The sequence below is a fragment of the Tissierella carlieri genome (genome assembly GCF_018917285.1).
GTDB lineage: Bacteria > Bacillota > Clostridia > Tissierellales > Tissierellaceae > Tissierella > Tissierella carlieri.
Genome location: NZ_JAHLOH010000031.1, coordinates 54,255 through 71,373, shown reverse-complemented (window position 1 = coordinate 71,373; position 17,119 = coordinate 54,255). Strand labels below are relative to the sequence as shown.

General features: G+C 29.3%; 18 protein-coding genes. 14 read left to right on the top strand and 4 right to left on the bottom strand.

Features of this window, described 5'->3' with window-relative positions; genetic code table 11:
• Positions 1–178 precede the first annotated feature (178 nt).
• The 3 genes from KQI38_RS09610 (at position 179) to KQI38_RS09600 (ending at position 2,107) form a co-directional block, all read left to right on the top strand.
• Positions 179–1,384 carry a cation:proton antiporter gene (locus tag KQI38_RS09610; RefSeq protein ID WP_216558739.1) on the top strand — a complete coding sequence of 402 codons (1,206 nt, stop codon included), beginning with the start codon at positions 179–181 and terminating at the stop codon, positions 1,382–1,384.
• A 22-nt stretch (positions 1,385–1,406) separates the two neighbouring features.
• Entirely contained in the window at positions 1,407–1,748 is a 342-nt protein-coding gene (locus tag KQI38_RS09605) for a P-II family nitrogen regulator (RefSeq protein WP_216558736.1), read from the top strand.
• A gap of 65 nt (positions 1,749–1,813) precedes the next feature.
• Positions 1,814–2,107, top strand: coding sequence for a hypothetical protein (locus tag KQI38_RS09600; protein ID WP_216558733.1), 294 nt, complete (start codon positions 1,814–1,816; stop codon positions 2,105–2,107).
• 39 nt (positions 2,108–2,146) lie between these two features.
• Here KQI38_RS09600 and KQI38_RS09595 read toward each other — a convergent pair whose 3' ends face one another.
• Both KQI38_RS09595 and KQI38_RS09590 read right to left on the bottom strand, forming a co-directional pair.
• Positions 2,147–2,998, bottom strand: coding sequence for a S41 family peptidase (locus KQI38_RS09595; RefSeq protein WP_216558730.1), 852 nt, complete (start codon positions 2,996–2,998; stop codon positions 2,147–2,149).
• A 36-nt stretch (positions 2,999–3,034) separates the two neighbouring features.
• On the bottom strand, positions 3,035–3,610 hold the full coding sequence (locus KQI38_RS09590) for a hypothetical protein (protein WP_216558726.1): 576 nt from the start codon (positions 3,608–3,610) through the stop codon (positions 3,035–3,037).
• Between the two features lie 224 nt (positions 3,611–3,834).
• On the opposite strand from KQI38_RS09590, the gene proC reads away from it, so the two are divergent.
• From proC to KQI38_RS09560, 6 genes are all read left to right on the top strand, one after another.
• Positions 3,835–4,644: a pyrroline-5-carboxylate reductase gene (gene proC / locus KQI38_RS09585; RefSeq protein ID WP_216558723.1), complete on the top strand. Its 810-nt coding sequence runs from the start codon at positions 3,835–3,837 to the stop codon at positions 4,642–4,644.
• Between the two features lie 100 nt (positions 4,645–4,744).
• Positions 4,745–5,458, top strand: a complete 714-nt coding sequence (locus KQI38_RS09580) for a LiaF transmembrane domain-containing protein (protein WP_216558720.1) — start codon at positions 4,745–4,747, stop codon at positions 5,456–5,458.
• A 129-nt stretch (positions 5,459–5,587) separates the two neighbouring features.
• Positions 5,588–5,950, top strand: coding sequence for a GntR family transcriptional regulator (locus KQI38_RS09575; RefSeq protein WP_094898938.1), 363 nt, complete (start codon positions 5,588–5,590; stop codon positions 5,948–5,950).
• Positions 5,950–6,648 (top strand): ABC transporter ATP-binding protein, encoded by a 699-nt coding sequence (locus KQI38_RS09570; protein ID WP_216558717.1) that lies wholly within the window; start codon positions 5,950–5,952, stop codon positions 6,646–6,648. The genes KQI38_RS09575 and KQI38_RS09570 overlap by 1 nt, the downstream gene beginning before the upstream one ends.
• 10 nt (positions 6,649–6,658) lie before the next feature.
• Positions 6,659–7,507: a hypothetical protein gene (locus tag KQI38_RS09565; protein ID WP_216558714.1), complete on the top strand. Its 849-nt coding sequence runs from the start codon at positions 6,659–6,661 to the stop codon at positions 7,505–7,507.
• A gap of 176 nt (positions 7,508–7,683) precedes the next feature.
• Entirely contained in the window at positions 7,684–8,682 is a 999-nt protein-coding gene (locus KQI38_RS09560) for a 3-oxoacyl-[acyl-carrier-protein] synthase III C-terminal domain-containing protein (protein ID WP_216558711.1), read from the top strand.
• 26 nt (positions 8,683–8,708) lie between these two features.
• On the opposite strand, the gene KQI38_RS09555 is transcribed toward KQI38_RS09560, so the two are convergent.
• Both KQI38_RS09555 and KQI38_RS09550 read right to left on the bottom strand, forming a co-directional pair.
• On the bottom strand, positions 8,709–9,065 hold the full coding sequence (locus KQI38_RS09555; RefSeq protein ID WP_216558708.1) for a hypothetical protein: 357 nt from the start codon (positions 9,063–9,065) through the stop codon (positions 8,709–8,711).
• Between the two features lie 97 nt (positions 9,066–9,162).
• Entirely contained in the window at positions 9,163–11,349 is a 2,187-nt protein-coding gene (locus KQI38_RS09550) for a hypothetical protein (RefSeq protein ID WP_216558705.1), read from the bottom strand.
• Positions 11,350–11,489: 140 nt separating this feature from the next.
• On the opposite strand from KQI38_RS09550, the gene KQI38_RS09545 reads away from it, so the two are divergent.
• The 5 genes from KQI38_RS09545 to KQI38_RS09525 all read left to right on the top strand — a co-directional run bounded on the left by KQI38_RS09545 (position 11,490) and on the right by KQI38_RS09525 (position 16,953).
• Positions 11,490–12,653 (top strand): HEAT repeat domain-containing protein, encoded by a 1,164-nt coding sequence (locus tag KQI38_RS09545; protein WP_216558702.1) that lies wholly within the window; start codon positions 11,490–11,492, stop codon positions 12,651–12,653.
• A complete protein-coding gene (locus KQI38_RS09540) occupies positions 12,643–14,058 on the top strand; it encodes a glycosyltransferase family 2 protein (protein ID WP_216558698.1) in 1,416 nt (471 codons plus the stop codon). The genes KQI38_RS09545 and KQI38_RS09540 overlap by 11 nt, the downstream gene beginning before the upstream one ends.
• A 69-nt stretch (positions 14,059–14,127) precedes the next feature.
• Positions 14,128–15,357: a M48 family metallopeptidase gene (locus KQI38_RS09535; protein ID WP_216558693.1), complete on the top strand. Its 1,230-nt coding sequence runs from the start codon at positions 14,128–14,130 to the stop codon at positions 15,355–15,357.
• A gap of 75 nt (positions 15,358–15,432) precedes the next feature.
• On the top strand, positions 15,433–15,822 hold the full coding sequence (locus tag KQI38_RS09530) for a GntR family transcriptional regulator (RefSeq protein ID WP_216558691.1): 390 nt from the start codon (positions 15,433–15,435) through the stop codon (positions 15,820–15,822).
• 15 nt (positions 15,823–15,837) lie between these two features.
• On the top strand, positions 15,838–16,953 hold the full coding sequence (locus tag KQI38_RS09525; RefSeq protein ID WP_216558689.1) for a DUF1648 domain-containing protein: 1,116 nt from the start codon (positions 15,838–15,840) through the stop codon (positions 16,951–16,953).
• Positions 16,954–17,119: the final 166 nt, after the last annotated feature.

Sequence of the window (17,119 nt, the reverse complement as noted above, 5' to 3'; positions counted from 1 at the left end):
TATTAATATAAACCTGACTTTAAGTGATTTTCAATAAAGGCTTTTTATACTTTGACGAGGCCTTTGTTATATTGTATAATGTGTATGGGTTTGATTTGGAAATTGTATGGATTTAATTTTAACTATCTCGAAAGAGTTTATATAATAAGCAAAAAAATAAATGAGGAGGAATGGCTAATTGGATTTGCTTTTTAAGCTTGGTATAATAATTTTAGTAGGTATTGTGGGAGGAAGAGTAGCTAATTACTTTAAACTTCCTAATGTATCAGGGTACATAGTGGCTGGTTTAATAATCGGGCCATCATTTGTCAATTTAGTAAATTTAGCTGATATTGAATCTTTTAACATTATTAATGAAATGGCTTTAGCAGCTATTGCATTTTCCATTGGAAATGAATTTTTAATAAAGGATATGAAAAAGGTAGGAAAAGATGTATTATTAATAACAATAGCTGAAGTAATAGGAGCCTTTACTGTGGTTTTTTTAATGATGTATTTTCTACTTAATCAAACTATAGAGTTTAGCCTGATGATAGCCAGTATGTCTGCTGCAACTGCACCAGCAGGTATTGTAATGGTTATCAGAGAGTTAAAGGCAAATGGACCTTTAACTAAAACTATTCTGCCTATAGTAGCTCTTGACGATGCTGTAGGTATTATGGTATTTGGCGTTTGTTTATCATTGGCAAAGATGTTATCAGGGGTGGCGGAGTACTCAATAATACGAATTATTATGAATCCCTTATTGGAAATAATGGGTTCTATTCTATTGGGATTTGTAATAGGTGTAGTAATGGCTTATGTAGTAAAGAAAGCAAAACATAATGAAGAACTACTAATTATGACCATAGGATTTATTTTATTGAGCACCGGAGCTGCTAACTATTTTAATGTCTCTCCTTTGCTTACATGTATGATGGTAGGAGCTACTTTAGTTAATTTAAAACAAAATGCACACAGAGTTTTTAATGCAATTAATGAATTTACTCCGCCTGTTAATCTTTTATTCTTCACTGTTGCTGGAGCCAGTTTAAATATTAGGGTATTATTTACAGTGGGAATATTAGGAATTGGATATATTATAGCCAGAGCAACTGGTAAATATATAGGGGCAACTCTGGGAGCGAAAGCAGTAGGCTCTGATGAAAAAATAGTTAAGTATTTAGGTATGAGTTTACTTACTCAAGGCGGAATTTCCATAGGATTATCTATGGTGGTTAGAAAGGAGTTGCCCCATCTTAGTGATGGTATAATTACAGTAATATTATTTAGTGTATTAGTATATGAAATAATAGGACCAATATTAGCCAAAATTGCAATTACAAAGGCTGGAGAAGTAGATGGTATGTCAAGGAAAAAGAGTAAGAGGCAGATAACAGCTTAAACTGGAAAGGATAGGTGAGAATATGAATATTTTATTTTTAGTCCTTAATGAAGTTGAATATTTAGATGAAATTCTAGATGCATTTGTAGATGTGGGTGTAAAGGGAGCTACTATATTAGATAGTCAAGGTATGGGAAGTGCATTAACTAATGGCGGTAAGGATCTACCATTTTTTGGAGCATTAAGAAACTTGCTTGATGATGCGAGACCATACAATAAAACCATATTTACTGTTATTGAAGATGAAAATGTATTAGATGATGCTGTTAAGGCTGTTAAGGAAATATTAGGAGACATGGAAAAGCCTGGAGTGGGATTGATGTTTACCTTACCAGTTGGAAAAATCTATGGAATGAGAGATTAATAGGAATATCCTTTTTATTATAATCATAAAATCATATAAAGATGCAATTCGGGGAGGGGGCTCAATTGTTCAATGATTTTATGAGTGTGGATATTTTAAGGACATTTGTAGGTCTGACAACTGCGGTGACAGTCATAGTCCAATTTACTAAATCCATAGTAAAAAAGAGATTCGGAGATTCAATAGTGAGATTATATGCATTTGTTGTAGCTTTGATACTTACTTTTATATTTGCAAGAAGTTCTAATGGTATTCAAGGGATAATTGTTTCAATTATCAATGCACTTATGATAACGGCGGCAAGTATGGGAGGATATGAGGTTTTATCAGACCCTATGGCACAAAAAATTAGAAGGTAAGAAAAAGATACCTCAGACTATAAAAGAGTCGAGGTATCTTTACATATTATTATCTATATATTTAACTATTCTATCTAAAGATTGCTCTGGTTTTATCCATAAATCTGGAGAAAGCCCTAAACCATCAATATTAGTAAAATCTTTATTTAAATATATCTTATGAGATATATTTATGGGTATATTAGAATTTGGAAGATAGGTAGAGTTACAGTTTCCTGTCAGCATACAACCATTTGTATTAGTTCCGACTATAGTTACGTTATCTAATTTTTTTAAATAATAGGTAAAAAATTCTGCAGCAGAAGATGTATTTTTATCTACTAGTATAAATATATTTGCTTTATTTTCCACAGGTCTAAAATCTTCATATTCTATAGGACTCCAACCTGGATAATATTTTTCATCTTCATAACTAGATATTTTTTCCAAACATTTATCCTTCACATCATCAGGTTCATTTTCCTTTGACTCAAATTTATCCTTAGATAGACTAATGCTTGTATTTGTATATAGGCCTGACTCAATTATATCCTTTCTAAGTTTTGTTCCAGTAAAGCCTTCATACCATTTTTCCATATTAATTATGCTGCCACCATTGTTATTTCGTAAATCTATAATTATATTATTCTTTTCTTTTAACTTCTTACTATCTTCTATAAAATCCTCAATAGTATTATCTTCAGGAGTAACCCTACATAAACAATTTATTTCCAATATAGGAATATTATCTATTTCATAATATCTATAGCTATTAGTCTTATTTTTATGTACTGGCAGATATTCAAATAGACTTACATTTTCTTTTCTTGTATGTCCATTAGATTCCAATAGAAGTTGTAGGGGTATTGAGACATCATTTGTATCAGATAGAATTCCAAGTTTATATACCATATTACCATCCTCGTCCAAGGATTTTTTAATATAATCTCAAGGTTCTTTGTCATTGATATTTTTAAGATAAAATAATTCATCACCTATAATAGTATAAAAACCAATACCATCCTTATGAAATGTAAATTTTCTGCTACTATAATATTTAGTATAATTACATAGATTATAATTTCCTATGTCAAAATGAGCATCTTGTATGAAATTAAGTTCTGAATAGATAATATCTAGAAACTTGTCTACGCATACATCATCACCATCTAGAGCTATTACAGACCAAAGAATATTTTCTTTAGCAGGAATGAAGGTACTATCTCCTCCAAAAAATTCATAGCCTGAATAACCAAATTTTAACAAGCTAAATAAGTATTCTATATCTTCAACTGCTTTATTTTTATCTATAGAAGATAGATATTCACAGGGATTATTATCATTTTTATGAATTATTACAGGTAGTTCATCGGTGAAATCATTATATTTATAAAGAAAATTGTTAAATTGGGATTTTATTTCAGACAAGTATTTATTGTTGAACGTGATATATTTAATGTTGAAACTGAGTACAACAATAGCTAATATAATTAGAAATATAGATAAAGGTTTTATCTTATTCATAAAATCACCTCATTGAAAAGGAAAAACTTTCTATTAGCCTTGTTAAAATAGAATATCCTATAAGTTATTATATTCACAAACAGACAACCTTGTCAATGGCTTTACAAACTAATAGGACTTAATAAAAAATGAGCCATAGGTTTATTTTTTTACTAAATTTACTAAAAATATGATATATTAGTAGAAAAAGATAGTAAATAGTGAATTTACGGAGGTATTATAGAATGAATAAAATTATTGGATTTGTAGGATGCGGTAATATGGCAAAGTCAATGATAGGAGGGCTGATAAGATCAAATTTAATTGCACCAGAAAAAATAATAGCGTCAGCGAAAACCAAAGAAACTTTAGAAAAAGTAGAAAAGGATTACGGAATTAATATTACTTTAGATAATAAAAAAGTTGCTAGAGAATCGGATTATTTAATATTAGCAGTAAAGCCTTATATGCATGAATTAGTATTGGAAGAAATAAAGAATGAGATAAAGGAAAGAGCTATAGTTATTACTATAGCGGCAGGTATTAGCATAGATTATATGAAGAAGTATTTGGGTAAAAACATATTAGTAGTTAAAGCTATGCCTAATACCCCAGCCATGGTAGGAGAAGGAGTAACAGCTTTATCCTTTGATGATAGAATAATAGATGAGGGAATGAGGGAAGAAATTATAAGTATATTTAATAGTTTTGGAAGAGCTGAGATTCTGGATGAAAACTTAATGGATGGATTCACTGCTCTTTGTGGTTCTTCTCCTGCATATGTATATATGATGGTAGAAGCCATGGCTGATGGAGGAGTACTGCAAGGTATACCAAGGAAACGAGCATATAAGATGGCAGCTCAAGCGATATTTGGTGCAGCTAAGATGGTCTTAGATACAGAAATTCACCCTGGTGAATTAAAAGATAATGTATGCTCTCCTAAGGGAACAACAATAGAAGCAGTAGCCAAATTAGAGGAGATGGGGTTTAGGTCTGCAATTATTGAAGCAATGAGGGTATGTGCAGAGAAATCAAAAAAAATCAGTGAATAGTGAAAAGTGAATAGTCTTAGGTAATGATTTGAGGTCTTTTAGCTTTTCTAACTATTCACTTTTAGTTATTAATTATTCACTAAAAAAAGGGGGTTATAAAATGAATGGTAAGTATTTTTGGGGTATTATTCTAATATTAATTGGTGCAGGGTTTTTGTTAGATCAGTTTGCTATTATCTCTTTTGGTGAGATATTTAGTCTTTATTGGCCTAGTATATTAATTTTAGTAGGCTTATTAGGATTTTTAGATAGAAAATCATCTAAATTTGGTAATACAATAATGATAATTATAGGTGCAATGATTCAAATTGATAGATTAGATTTGGTAGATGTAAATCTTTATAGATTAATAGGTCCTATTGTATTAATTTTAGTAGGACTAAAAATTATTTTTTCCAGAAGTGGATTTGTAGAAATCACAACTGGTGATGATTCAAGCGAATCTAGTCATAATTCATGGAGTTCAAACAGAAATATAACATTAGAAGATACCATTGATGCCTTTGTAATGATGTCTGGGATAGAAACCAATAATCAATCACAAGAGTTTAAGGGAGGCAGAGCTACTGCTGTAATGGGTGGTATTGATATAGATCTAAGAGGGGCAAATCTTTATAACAATGAGGCTTATATAGAAGTAAATGCTATTATGGCAGGAGTAGAAATTTTTGTACCAGATGGCTGGAGAGTTGAAGTAACAGGCTTTCCTTTACTAGGAGGATGGAGTAATAAAACAAGATATAATGGAGACCCAGATGCACCCTTATTGAAAATTAAATGTTTTGTTATGTTTGGTGGAATGGATATAAAATAAGCCTAAAGAGGCTTGTTTTTTTGTTGCTAGGGGAATCATAAAATTATAATAAATAACTCTTGACATATAAAGAAACTTAGTGTACTATGTAATTAATACACTAAGACAATAATGAGTGGGGTGAAATAAATGATATTTAATGATAATTTACCAATTTATACTCAGATTATGAATTTGATTAAAAAGAGAATAGTAGTAGGGGAATTAAAGGGGGGAGACAAATTGCCATCAGTTAGAGAATTATCTACAGAACTTAAAGTAAATCCGAATACTATACAGAGATCTTATCAAGAACTTGAAAGAGAAAATCTAGTATTTACGCAAAGAGGTATGGGGACATTTGTTATAGAGGACAAAGGAGTAATAAAAGATTTAAAAAGAAATATGGCGTCAAATGTGATAAAATCTTTTATTACAGATATGAAATCCTTAGGATTTACTCCAGAGGAAATTATAGAGTTAATTAATGAAAGTGCAAGGGAGGCGAAATAATGGAAAATATTATAGAAATCAAAGGACTTACTAAATCCTATTTTAATAAAAAAGCATTAAATAATGTATCTTTAGATATTAAAAAAGGAAAGGTTGTTGGGATACTAGGACCTAACGGTAGCGGAAAAACCACTATGATAAAAATTATTACAGGTATACTTCGAGAATCTAAAGGTGAGATACTAATAGATGGAAAGAGACCAGGAGTCTATACGAAATCCATAGTATCCTATTTACCAGATAGAAATTTTCTATACAACTGGATGAATATACAAGAAGCTATTAATTTTTATAAAGACTTTTATAAAGATTTTGATGAAAATAAAGCTTATGAATTATTAAAATTTATGAAATTAGATAGAAATATGAAGATAAATTCCCTTTCTAAAGGGATGACAGAAAAACTAAATCTTACTTTAGTCTTATCAAGAAATGCTAAAGTATATGTGTTAGATGAACCTATTGCAGGAGTAGACCCAGTGGCTAGAGATCAGATACTCGATGCAATAATAAAGAATTATAATGAAGAAAGTACAATGCTTATTACCACTCATTTAGTTAGAGATATGGAAAATATTTTTGATGATGTGGTGTTTCTGAGAGAAGGAGAAGTTTATTTAGAAGGTAATGCTGAAACTTTAAGAGAAGAAAAAGGTATGCAAATAGATGACCTTTATAAAGAAATATTTGGAGAATAGGAGGGATAAAATGAGAAAATATATGAAATATGAAATAAAAGGAAGTTATAAATTTATATTAGGTATAATAGCAATAGTATTAATTGCTTCAACTATTATACAACTCAATATATCTAGGCAAATAAAGTTTGAGATGATGGGTTCTGGAAATGATATTACAGGTTTTGGAGCATTTATGTTAGTTATATCTATGTTAGTCATATTTGGAGCTTTTCTAACTGCATTTTTTCAGATTATAGGTTCTTTTAGAAAAGAATTATACGAAGATAGAGGATATTTAACATTTACATTGCCCCTTACAGGTAATAAAATATTAGGAGCAAAGCTAGTAGTAGCAATCATTTGGTTTACAACCTTAGGTGTTTCAATAGTTTTATATAATTTATTATTTGCTATGATTCTTTATGGTCCTCAGTGGTCAGACTTTGTAAACTTTATAAAAGAAGCAATTAGAATGATAAATTCAAGTTTTTTATCTGTAGGAATAGTGTCTGGGTTATCAGCTATAATGACTTTAATTTTAATTTATTTTTCAATGGCTCTAAGTCGTGTAAGTGTAAGAAACAAGAAAATTGGTGGACTATGGTTTATAATATTTATAATATTAAGTTCTCTATCTAGTTATTTAATGTACAGTGTTAGTGAAGCAATTCCATATTTCTTGAGTTTAGATAGTTTTAAGATATTCCATTCTTATGAATTAAACTTTTTATCAAATGTTACTATGGGTCAAGTGATAGTATTTGGAAATAATTTTGATGCATATATAAATATATTTGGTGTTTTATCATTGATAGTAATTAGTATAGGTGCTTTTTTAACTACAGGATATTTAATAGAAAAGAAAATAGATTTATAGGAGTAGTTTGATATCAGAAATAGCCAATAGACTGACTAAAATAATAGTTAGTTTATTGGTTATCTTTTTATACTAGGTATTAGATTTTTCTATAGGACTAAAGACACTAGTACGTTCCAGGAAAAATGTGGTAAAATTAAAAATAGCAGATAAATAGATTCTAAGGAGGACATTTAATGAAAGGCATAAAAATTTTATCAAGTTCAATCTATCATCCAGAAAATAAGATTACAAAAGAAGAGATATTAGAGAATTTTGATTCCAAAGGAATTGATGTCAGAGGATTGATGGAGACTCTAGGAAGAAATCAGCTTTATAAAACAAAGAATGAGAATATTATAGAAATGTGTGTTATAGCAGGACAGCAAGCTATTAAAAAAGCAGGTATACAACCAGAAGATATTGATATGTTAATTTTTGCTTCTGATAATCCTGAATATTTAGCTCCTTCAAATTCACTAATTTTACATAGTAAATTAGGAACAGTAAATGCAAATAATATTTTTGATTTTAATAATAACTGCTTATCTATGGTTAGTGCAATGGATTATGCAGGAAAATATATGATGGCCTCAAAAGATATAGAAACAACTATTATCTTAGGAGGACAAATGATGAATTTCTTCTCAAGAGAAGATGATGCAGTAATAAGAGCTACATCTGGGGATGGGGCAGCATGCTTAATCCTTAGAAAAGAAGAGGTGAAAGATAATAGTGGAATAATAGATTCTATATATTTAACAGAATCTTTTCTTAATGATAAAATGCGTCTTCCGGTATGTGGAATGAGTAATATATTAAATGAAGATATTGATGTAGAGGATAAGAAAGCTTTGTTTATTTCTCATGATGTTAGCTTCTTTACAGAAAAATGGAGTTATTTAATAAAAGAGCTAGTAAAAAGAAATGGCCTAGAAGTTGGTGATATTAGTCATTTTATATTTTCTCAATTTTCTTTAAAAGATATAGAGAATACACTGGGACTATTAGAAGTAAAGAATCCTAAAGATAAATATACATTTATTGCAGATAAATATGGATATACTGGATCAGCAAGTCCCATTTTTGCATTAAATGAGGCTTATAATCTAAACAGGATTAATGACTCAGATTATATTATATTTTGTACAGTTGGTATAGGGTATTCAATGACAGCTTTACTATATAGAGCATAAAAATTCCTCCGTATGGAGGAATTTTTTTAAAGGATTTCAAGTATTTCGCTTACAGAATCTTTGAATGTTACATCAAAGTTTTTTTCCTTTACAATTTTAGAAAGTTGAACTTTTGCTATAGCTGACTTAGGATAAGTTCCAAAGTATTTTTTAAATCCAGTATCCATGTACATGGAAATAGCTTGCCCTAAAACTGGAAGCATTTCTTGCTTTGAAACAACTAAATTTTCTCCGCCTATAATCATAGAATACTCCTTAGGATTTACTTTAGAAACATTACTTTTATAGTCTGTTAGGAATTGCATTCCTTCTTCCTCTTGTATAAATCCATCTACTATTACAATAAATGCTTTTTTACTTTCATTAACTTCGATTTTATACAATGAAAACACCCCCTTTGTATATGATATTTTCATTATATATAAAAATACAAAAACTTTCAATATTTTACAAAAATGGGGGAATTTGGTAGGAGGAAAGTTATTTTTCAAATTTACTAAATTTATCTTTCAATATATAATATGACTTTTTAAGTCTTTCTTCCACAATAGGCTCATTCCATTCATCCCAAGTATATAGATATATTTCATTACTAGGTATCTTTCCATTCTTTAATCTAGGAAAAGAATCGAAGAACTCAGGTTTTTTTGTATCAAATGTAGCCACAGCGACTTTGATTCCATCAATATTCTTTCTTGATTCCAATCCGTCTACATATATATCACCTATAATCTCTTTAGTACTAGGATCTGTGAAGCCTATAAGAAGCCAAGGGATTCTTATTTCAATTAAATTTTCTTTTTTATTTACATAATAATCTGCAAGAGAATCGTAATCCTGTGAATCGGGATTCCCATTACCATGTCTTAATAGTCCTGTTTCATAATCATTGAATGGTATTTTTTGTTTTGTCTTTGGTATAACTATTTCCTTATTTAAAGCTAGTTTTATAGGATTATATAACCCATTATCTTTATTTTCAAATAAAGGGTTACTTGGTAACATATTTAATAATTTCCCATATTGATAATAATAGGAATCATAATAGCTATCTACTACAACTCTTGAATCATCTATGTCCTTAATTTGGATTATAAACTCCGAGCCACTTTCCATTAAGATGTTTTTATTGTAAGGATTTGTTGTATTACCTTGTTCAGGATTTGTATCTAAGAAAATCAACGTATCTAGGGAAGTAGAGGTTAAATCCTTATATTCTATGGCAAAATAAACATATCTCTCGTCGTGATCCATATAGACGTTTTTGATTTTATCAGTATTTTTTTTATCAGAAGTATAGATTGGCTTGGCTTTATTCTTTTTCCAATCCTTCATATCTCCATCAACTCTGACCTTATACCTGTCGAAGCTTAAGAGGCCAAACTGTTGTTCACAGGTTTGAGCATTGGACCAGTAAGGTCTTCTATCAGGATTATCAAAATCCATTGTATTCCAAGTTCTTTTAAACCATTCATCTTGCCAAGTAAATATAATTCCACCTAGATAGCCCTCATGGACAATGTCTTCAAATAGATTTGCTACTATATTTCCTTGTTCTTCTTCTGAGATAAAGCCTTGATTCCATCCGTGGACATTTACATGGGTCATACCCCTAGAGCTGGGGATACCAAATTCAGCTATTAAAACAGGTATTTCATGAGCTTTGATAAGATCTTGCAAATAACCAGCATAGTTATTTGCTTTACCTCTATGATCTATGTGTTTAGTATACTTTGGATCAAAGTTTAAAAAGTCTGGATAATAAGGGTATACGTGATAAGAAGCAAAATATCCAGTTTCTATATTTTTAAGCTTTATTACATTGGGATCAATACTAGCTATATCTTCTTGTTCTAAAGGTTCATAAGACTGTTTTAACATATCCGTGCTTACCCAATTTGTAAAGCTAACAGGTCTTTGCCATTTATATTTTTCCATTTCATATGTTAGAGTATGATCCATTATATCAGCTAACCAATTTTCGAAAGGTTTTGCACCTTCTGTATATACAAAATTTCCATCATAATCTCCTTTGTCCATTCTAGTAGAATTCATATTATCTACCATATATGGATACCATTCTATTCCTAAAATCCATCCGATTACGTAAGGAGATACATCGGCAGTATATTTCCCACTGGCATGTCCAGGTCTTTCTGGCAAAGTTATATTTCCATGAACTACATCTACAATTCTATTTATCTCTTCTTTAAAGGGTAGCATATTGTCTAATTTAAATGCATCTAATGTCTCTTCTAATGGTTCCTCATCTATCCAAACTCCTTGAAATAAGTAAACTTTATTTTCATGTTTCTCATTATACTTTTTCAATTCTTTATAAAATTCCGGGGGATGGATGGTATATGTACGAATAGCATTGGCATTCATCTCTCCAATAGCTTGAAACCATCTAGAATATTCTTCTTTAGATATTCCAGCTTCTCCAGGCCATTTTCCAGGTCGTGTCATTCCAATATTTACACCTTTGATAAGTATATCTTGCCATTCTCCATCTTTTAACACTTGGAATCTATTTCCACTTACTTTACTAGAGAAATTAACTCCATTATTTAAATATACTTCAGATGGCTGTTTTTCAAGATATTTAAAAGAAAAGATAAGTAGTAAAATAAAGATACTAATTAAAATAATAGATTTTTTCTTCATAAAGCATCCCCTCTTAGCTAATTTTTTTAATATATACCCTTTTACAAACTTGATAATTATTCTGTTTTGAAATATTATTAAAGGGAATATATAGTGAGTTATATTTTAATCACATTATATCACATAAGGGGATGAATATTATGAATTTTAAAATTCAATTTGTGATCTATGGAGTATATACATTATTGTTATTAAATATAATAATGTTTATATTTTTACTTATACATAAGATTATAGATAGGAAGATAGGAAAAAAGGATGAAAAGAGTAGAAGATATTATGAAAACATTATTGAGGACTTCATATCAAATAATATAGAAGATATTCCAGAAATAAATACAAGAAGAGAACTTTTAATTTTTAAATCAGCTTTATTAGAATCTCTCAATAGAAGTAATAAAAATCAGCAAGATAAGTTATTAGAAATTGCTAGAGAAGTTGGACTAGTAAAAATTGAGATGGAGTATTTGAATAATGCTTCAGAGGCAAGAAAGGCAATTGCAGCATATTTTCTGGGAGAAATAGGAGCTAAAGAGGCTACAGAGGAACTCATAAATAATATAGACAGGTCAAACAAAGAATTATCCTATGTTATATGTAGAGCATTAATACTAGTAGGTGGAATTGAGTATATAGATATAATAATTGATATATTAAGAGTTGATGATTTTATCATGAAGTCTAGAATTCTAGATTTGATATCTCTCATACATGAAGAAGATATTTATCCAAAAATGAGAGAATACTTAGAAGGTACAGATATTTTTAAGAGGGTATTGGCTCTAGAAGCTTTAGGTAATAGAAAGGATAAAAGAGTATTTCCTTATATTGGACAAGCAATTAGTTCTAGCCAAAAGGAATTAAAGATATCAGGACTTAAAGCTGTTATTGAAATTGGTTATTTAGATTGTGAAGATATTATATCTGATATAAAAATGTTAAAAGATGATGAGGAATGGGAAGTAAGAGCATTTCTTGCAAAGGCACTTGGTGAATATAATGATTGTGGGCGTGAAGAAATTATGATTTTAAAAGAGATGGTAGAAGATTTGAATTGGTTTGTTAGGTTTAATTCGTCTGAGAGTCTATTAAGGTTAGGAGAAAATGGTGTAGTTGCACTTTCAGAAATTTTATGTAGCTCTGATGAATTTGCAAAAGATAGGGCTTGGGCTATACTTCAAAGAGAAATTGAACTATATAGCTTATTTGATAGAATCAAAGCATATGTAAAGTATGATTATATTTTTAATAATATAGTTAGTTATGAGAAATCAATAAATGGGGGAGCTTTAGTTGAATCTTAGGATAATCATTACAAATCTAATTTTAGGTTATAATAATTTTGCGTTATATTATTTTATATTCATAAATATCTTTAACACCATATTAATATTACTAGCTGTAAGAGGAATAAAAAAATATAGATATAAGCTACAGAACTGGCCATACTATCAGATGATAGCGTCTGTTTATGTGCCACCAGTATCTATACTTGTTCCGTGTTATAATGAAGAAAAAACTATAGTAGATAATATAGAGTCCCTATTAAGTATAGAATATAATAAGTTTGAAATAGTTGTTATAAACGATGGTTCAAAAGATAATACATTGGATACACTTAGAAAAGCTTTTGATTTAAAAAAACTAGATAGTCCTTATAGAAAAAATATAAACACAAAAGAAGTTAGAGGGATTTATTTATCTTCTAGAGTTCCCAATTTAACAGTGGTTGATAAAGAAAATGGTGGAAAGGCAGATGCATTAAATGTAGGTATTAATATATGTAAATATCCTTTATTTACAGCAATAGATGCAGATTCCATATTAGAAAAAAACTCTTTAATAAAGGTGGTTAGACCTTTTATAGATGAACCCGATAGAGTAGTTGCTACTGGTGGAATTGTTAGAGTAGTAAATGGATCAAAGATAAATAGTGGATTTATACAGGAGGTTTCCTTGTCTAAAAAACCTATAGCAATATTACAGACCGTAGAATATTTAAGAGCATTTCTATTTGGAAGAATGGGTTGGTCTGAGCTAAATAGTTTGCTGATAGTTTCTGGAGCATTTGGGGTATTTAAAAAAGATATAGTTTTGAAGGTTGGCGGTTATGCTGAAAATACCATAGGTGAAGACATGGAGCTTGTTATAAAAGTCCATAAGTATTTGAAAGAAGAAAAAATAGATTATGATATAGTATTTGTACCTGATCCTGTATGTTGGACACAAGCGCCTGAAAGCTTTAATTCTCTAAAAATTCAAAGGATTAGATGGCATAGAGGTTTAATTGATTCTTTGATTAATCATAAAGATATGTTTTTAAATCCAAGGTTTGGATTTATAGGTATTTTAGCTATACCATATTATTGGCTAGTTGAAATGATAGGTCCTATTATTGAAGTATTGGGATATGTAACGGTTATTGCATCATATTTCTTAGGATTATTAAGCTATGAGTTTGCAATTATATTTTTCATAATTTCAGTACTATATGGAGTATTTTTGTCTTTAGCTTCAGTTATGTTAGAAGAGTATAATTTTATGAAATATAATAGGGTAGGGGATTATTTAAAGATGGTATTTTATGCAATTGTTGAAAATTTTGGATATAGACAGTTGACTACATGGTGGAGAGCAAAAGCATTTGTAGGTTATAAAAGAAAACAAAATGAATGGGGTCAAATTCAAAGAAAAGAGTTTGACAATTAAGGAATCATAAACTAGAGTAATTTAGAATAACTATTATTAAAGGATAAAGATTCTGATAGGGGTGATATTATGAATAGTAAACTAAAGTTGATAATTATTTTATTTTTTATATTTTTATTAGCTTTTATTGGGGGTGTTTTAGTTAGTGAATATATAAATATGAGTAAAATAAGAACAGAATATCCAGATTTACCTGAGAATGCTTATAATCTCAGAAAGGATAGCTTAAAAGTATGGGCCATTAGGTTAGTTCTTCAATTCCTTATACCTTTATTATTTTTGACATCTAGATTATCCTATAGAATAAGGTATTATGTAGATAATAATAGATCCTTATTTTTCACAGGATTACTATATGGAATTATTTTTTTTACCATAATGTTTTTAGTAAATCTTCCTTTAGATTATTATAGCTCTTTCTACTTAAAGCATAAATATGGGTTATCTAATCAGACTTTTGGAAGGTGGATTGAGGTTGCCCTAAAAAGTTTTTTGATAAACGATTTGGCTACTTCATTTTTCATATTTATTCCATTCTATCTTATGTATAGGAGTCCTAAGATTTGGTGGTTACAACTATCATTTTTAGCTATACCTGTTATTATATTTATGGTATTTATTTCTCCTTTTGTTATAGATCCTATATTCAATAAATATACCTCCATGGAAAATGAAAAATTAGGAAGACAAATAACAGAACTACTTCAAGAGGCAAATATACAAGATGCGAAAATATATAAGGTAGATAAGAGTAGAGATACTAAAACTATGAATGCCTATATGACCGGGATATTTCATTCAAAAAGAATAGTTCTCTGGGATACGACTATCAATAATCTAGAGGAAAAAGAGGTTCTTAGTATAACGGCTCATGAAATAGGTCATTATGTGAAAGGGCATATTTGGAAGAATATTATTTTTAGCAGCTTAGGTACTGTATTATTACTATTTTTAGTTTATATTACTGCTACTTGGATACTCAACTTATCAAATGGAACCTTTGGCATTAGAAAACTTCATGATATAGCAGCAATACCACTTTTAATTTTGGTTCTTAATTTTTATTCTTTTATTGGGTCGCCAATTACAAATTATCTCTCAAGGGAGATGGAAATTGAAGCAGATACCTATGAAATAATGCTTACAAGAGATAGAGAATCAGCTATATCTGCCATGGAAAAATTATATAAGGAGAGTTTAGGATTACCTAGACCAAGTAATATATTTAAAATATGGTATTATACTCATCCTACTTTAGAGGAGAGAGTAGATTTTTATAGAAATTATCCTCTTGATTAACTCAAGAGGTTTTTTCTTGTATTGGTAAAAGAATCGTTATATAATATATATAACAATTTGAGAGGATGAAAAACTATGTTACTTAAAATAGACTTTGAGTCAGAAATGCCAATATATGAACAGCTAAGACGGCAGATTATAATAGGCATAGCGACTGGTGAATTAGAATTGGGAGAAGAGCTCCCTTCAGTCAGACAATTAGGTGGAGATATTGGAATCAATCTTCACACTGTAAATAAGACATATAATATATTAAAAAATGAAGGATATTTGATTATTGATAGAAGAAAAGGGGCTATGATAAAGGATAGATTACCAGAGGTCAATGATGATTATATGAATATACTTGAAAATGAATTAGACTATTTAATAGCAGATAGTAAAAATAGAGGAATAAAAAAAGATGAATTTTTAAAACTTTGTAGTGGATTTTATGACAAACTGAAAGATAAAGAAGATAGATAGTATGGGGGTGACAGCATGTCTGAGAGGATAGTTATGGTATTATTTAATTCAGTTGTATTATTGATATTGCTTATAATGCAAATATTAATGCCTAGAATAACAAGAAAAAATATACTTCTTGGAGTGAAAATACCAGAAGAAAAGATGGAAACAGATGAGGTTAAGAACATTATTAAGGGATTTAAAAGGGAAAATCTTATTGTTGGAATACCTGTTTTGGTTATCATTTCTCTTTTAATATATTATATAGATAATATTCATATATTTACATTATCTGTGTTTCTTTATATAGGAATACTTTTTTTAATATATATAAGATGGAATAAAAAGTCAAAAGAACTAAAGAAAGAAAAAGAATGGGATAAGCTGAAAGGTAAAGTAGTTGTTATCGATACTAAATTTAGTAGAGATAGGGCGAAAGACAGTACTGTACCTCAAAGATGGTTTTTAGTTTCAGTAATTATAATATTAATAAGTACAGCATTATCTTTAACTATGTATCCATCTTTACCAGAGAAGATTCCAACTCATTGGGACATTAATGGAAATGTAGATGGATATATGAATAAATCTATGTTTACTGCATTATTAATGCCTCTTACACAAGTGTTGATGGCCATAATAGTATATATGTCCTATTATTTTATGATAAGATCAAAGCAGCAAATAAATCCTAATGATCCTGAAATTTCTTTAAAAAAGAATATTATATTCAGAAAGGCATGGTCTATTTATTTTATTGTTACACTAACTTTAATAGAGATTTTATTTACAGCTTTAAATATGATGACATTAGGAATATTCTCAAATATGAAATTATTTAATATTTACAGTTTTACAATCTATGGAATTATAATAATAGGGTCTATAGCATTGAGCATAGTATTGGGGCAAGGTGGAGATAGGATAAAATTAAAAGAAGAGGAAAACACTTCCAAAGGATATGATATCGATGATGATAGGCTATGGAAATTGGGAAATACAATTTATTATAATCCAGATGATTCCTCTATATTTGTAGAAAAGAGAATAGGAATAGGATGGACTGTAAATGCAGGAAGACCTTTTGGAATGTTTTTTATGATTCTACCTTTTGTAATGATTATAGTGATATTATTATTAGTTGAATAGAGAGAGTAATATGTATATATTGCATCTATTAGTTGTATTGTTTGGTTTTGCAGGAATTGGTATTAGATATTTTAAGTAGTATTTCCTTATACCAAGAATTCATGAAAACAAATCACCATATATAATCATTAAGACGAAAAAAGCGTATTTCATAATAAATTACAAA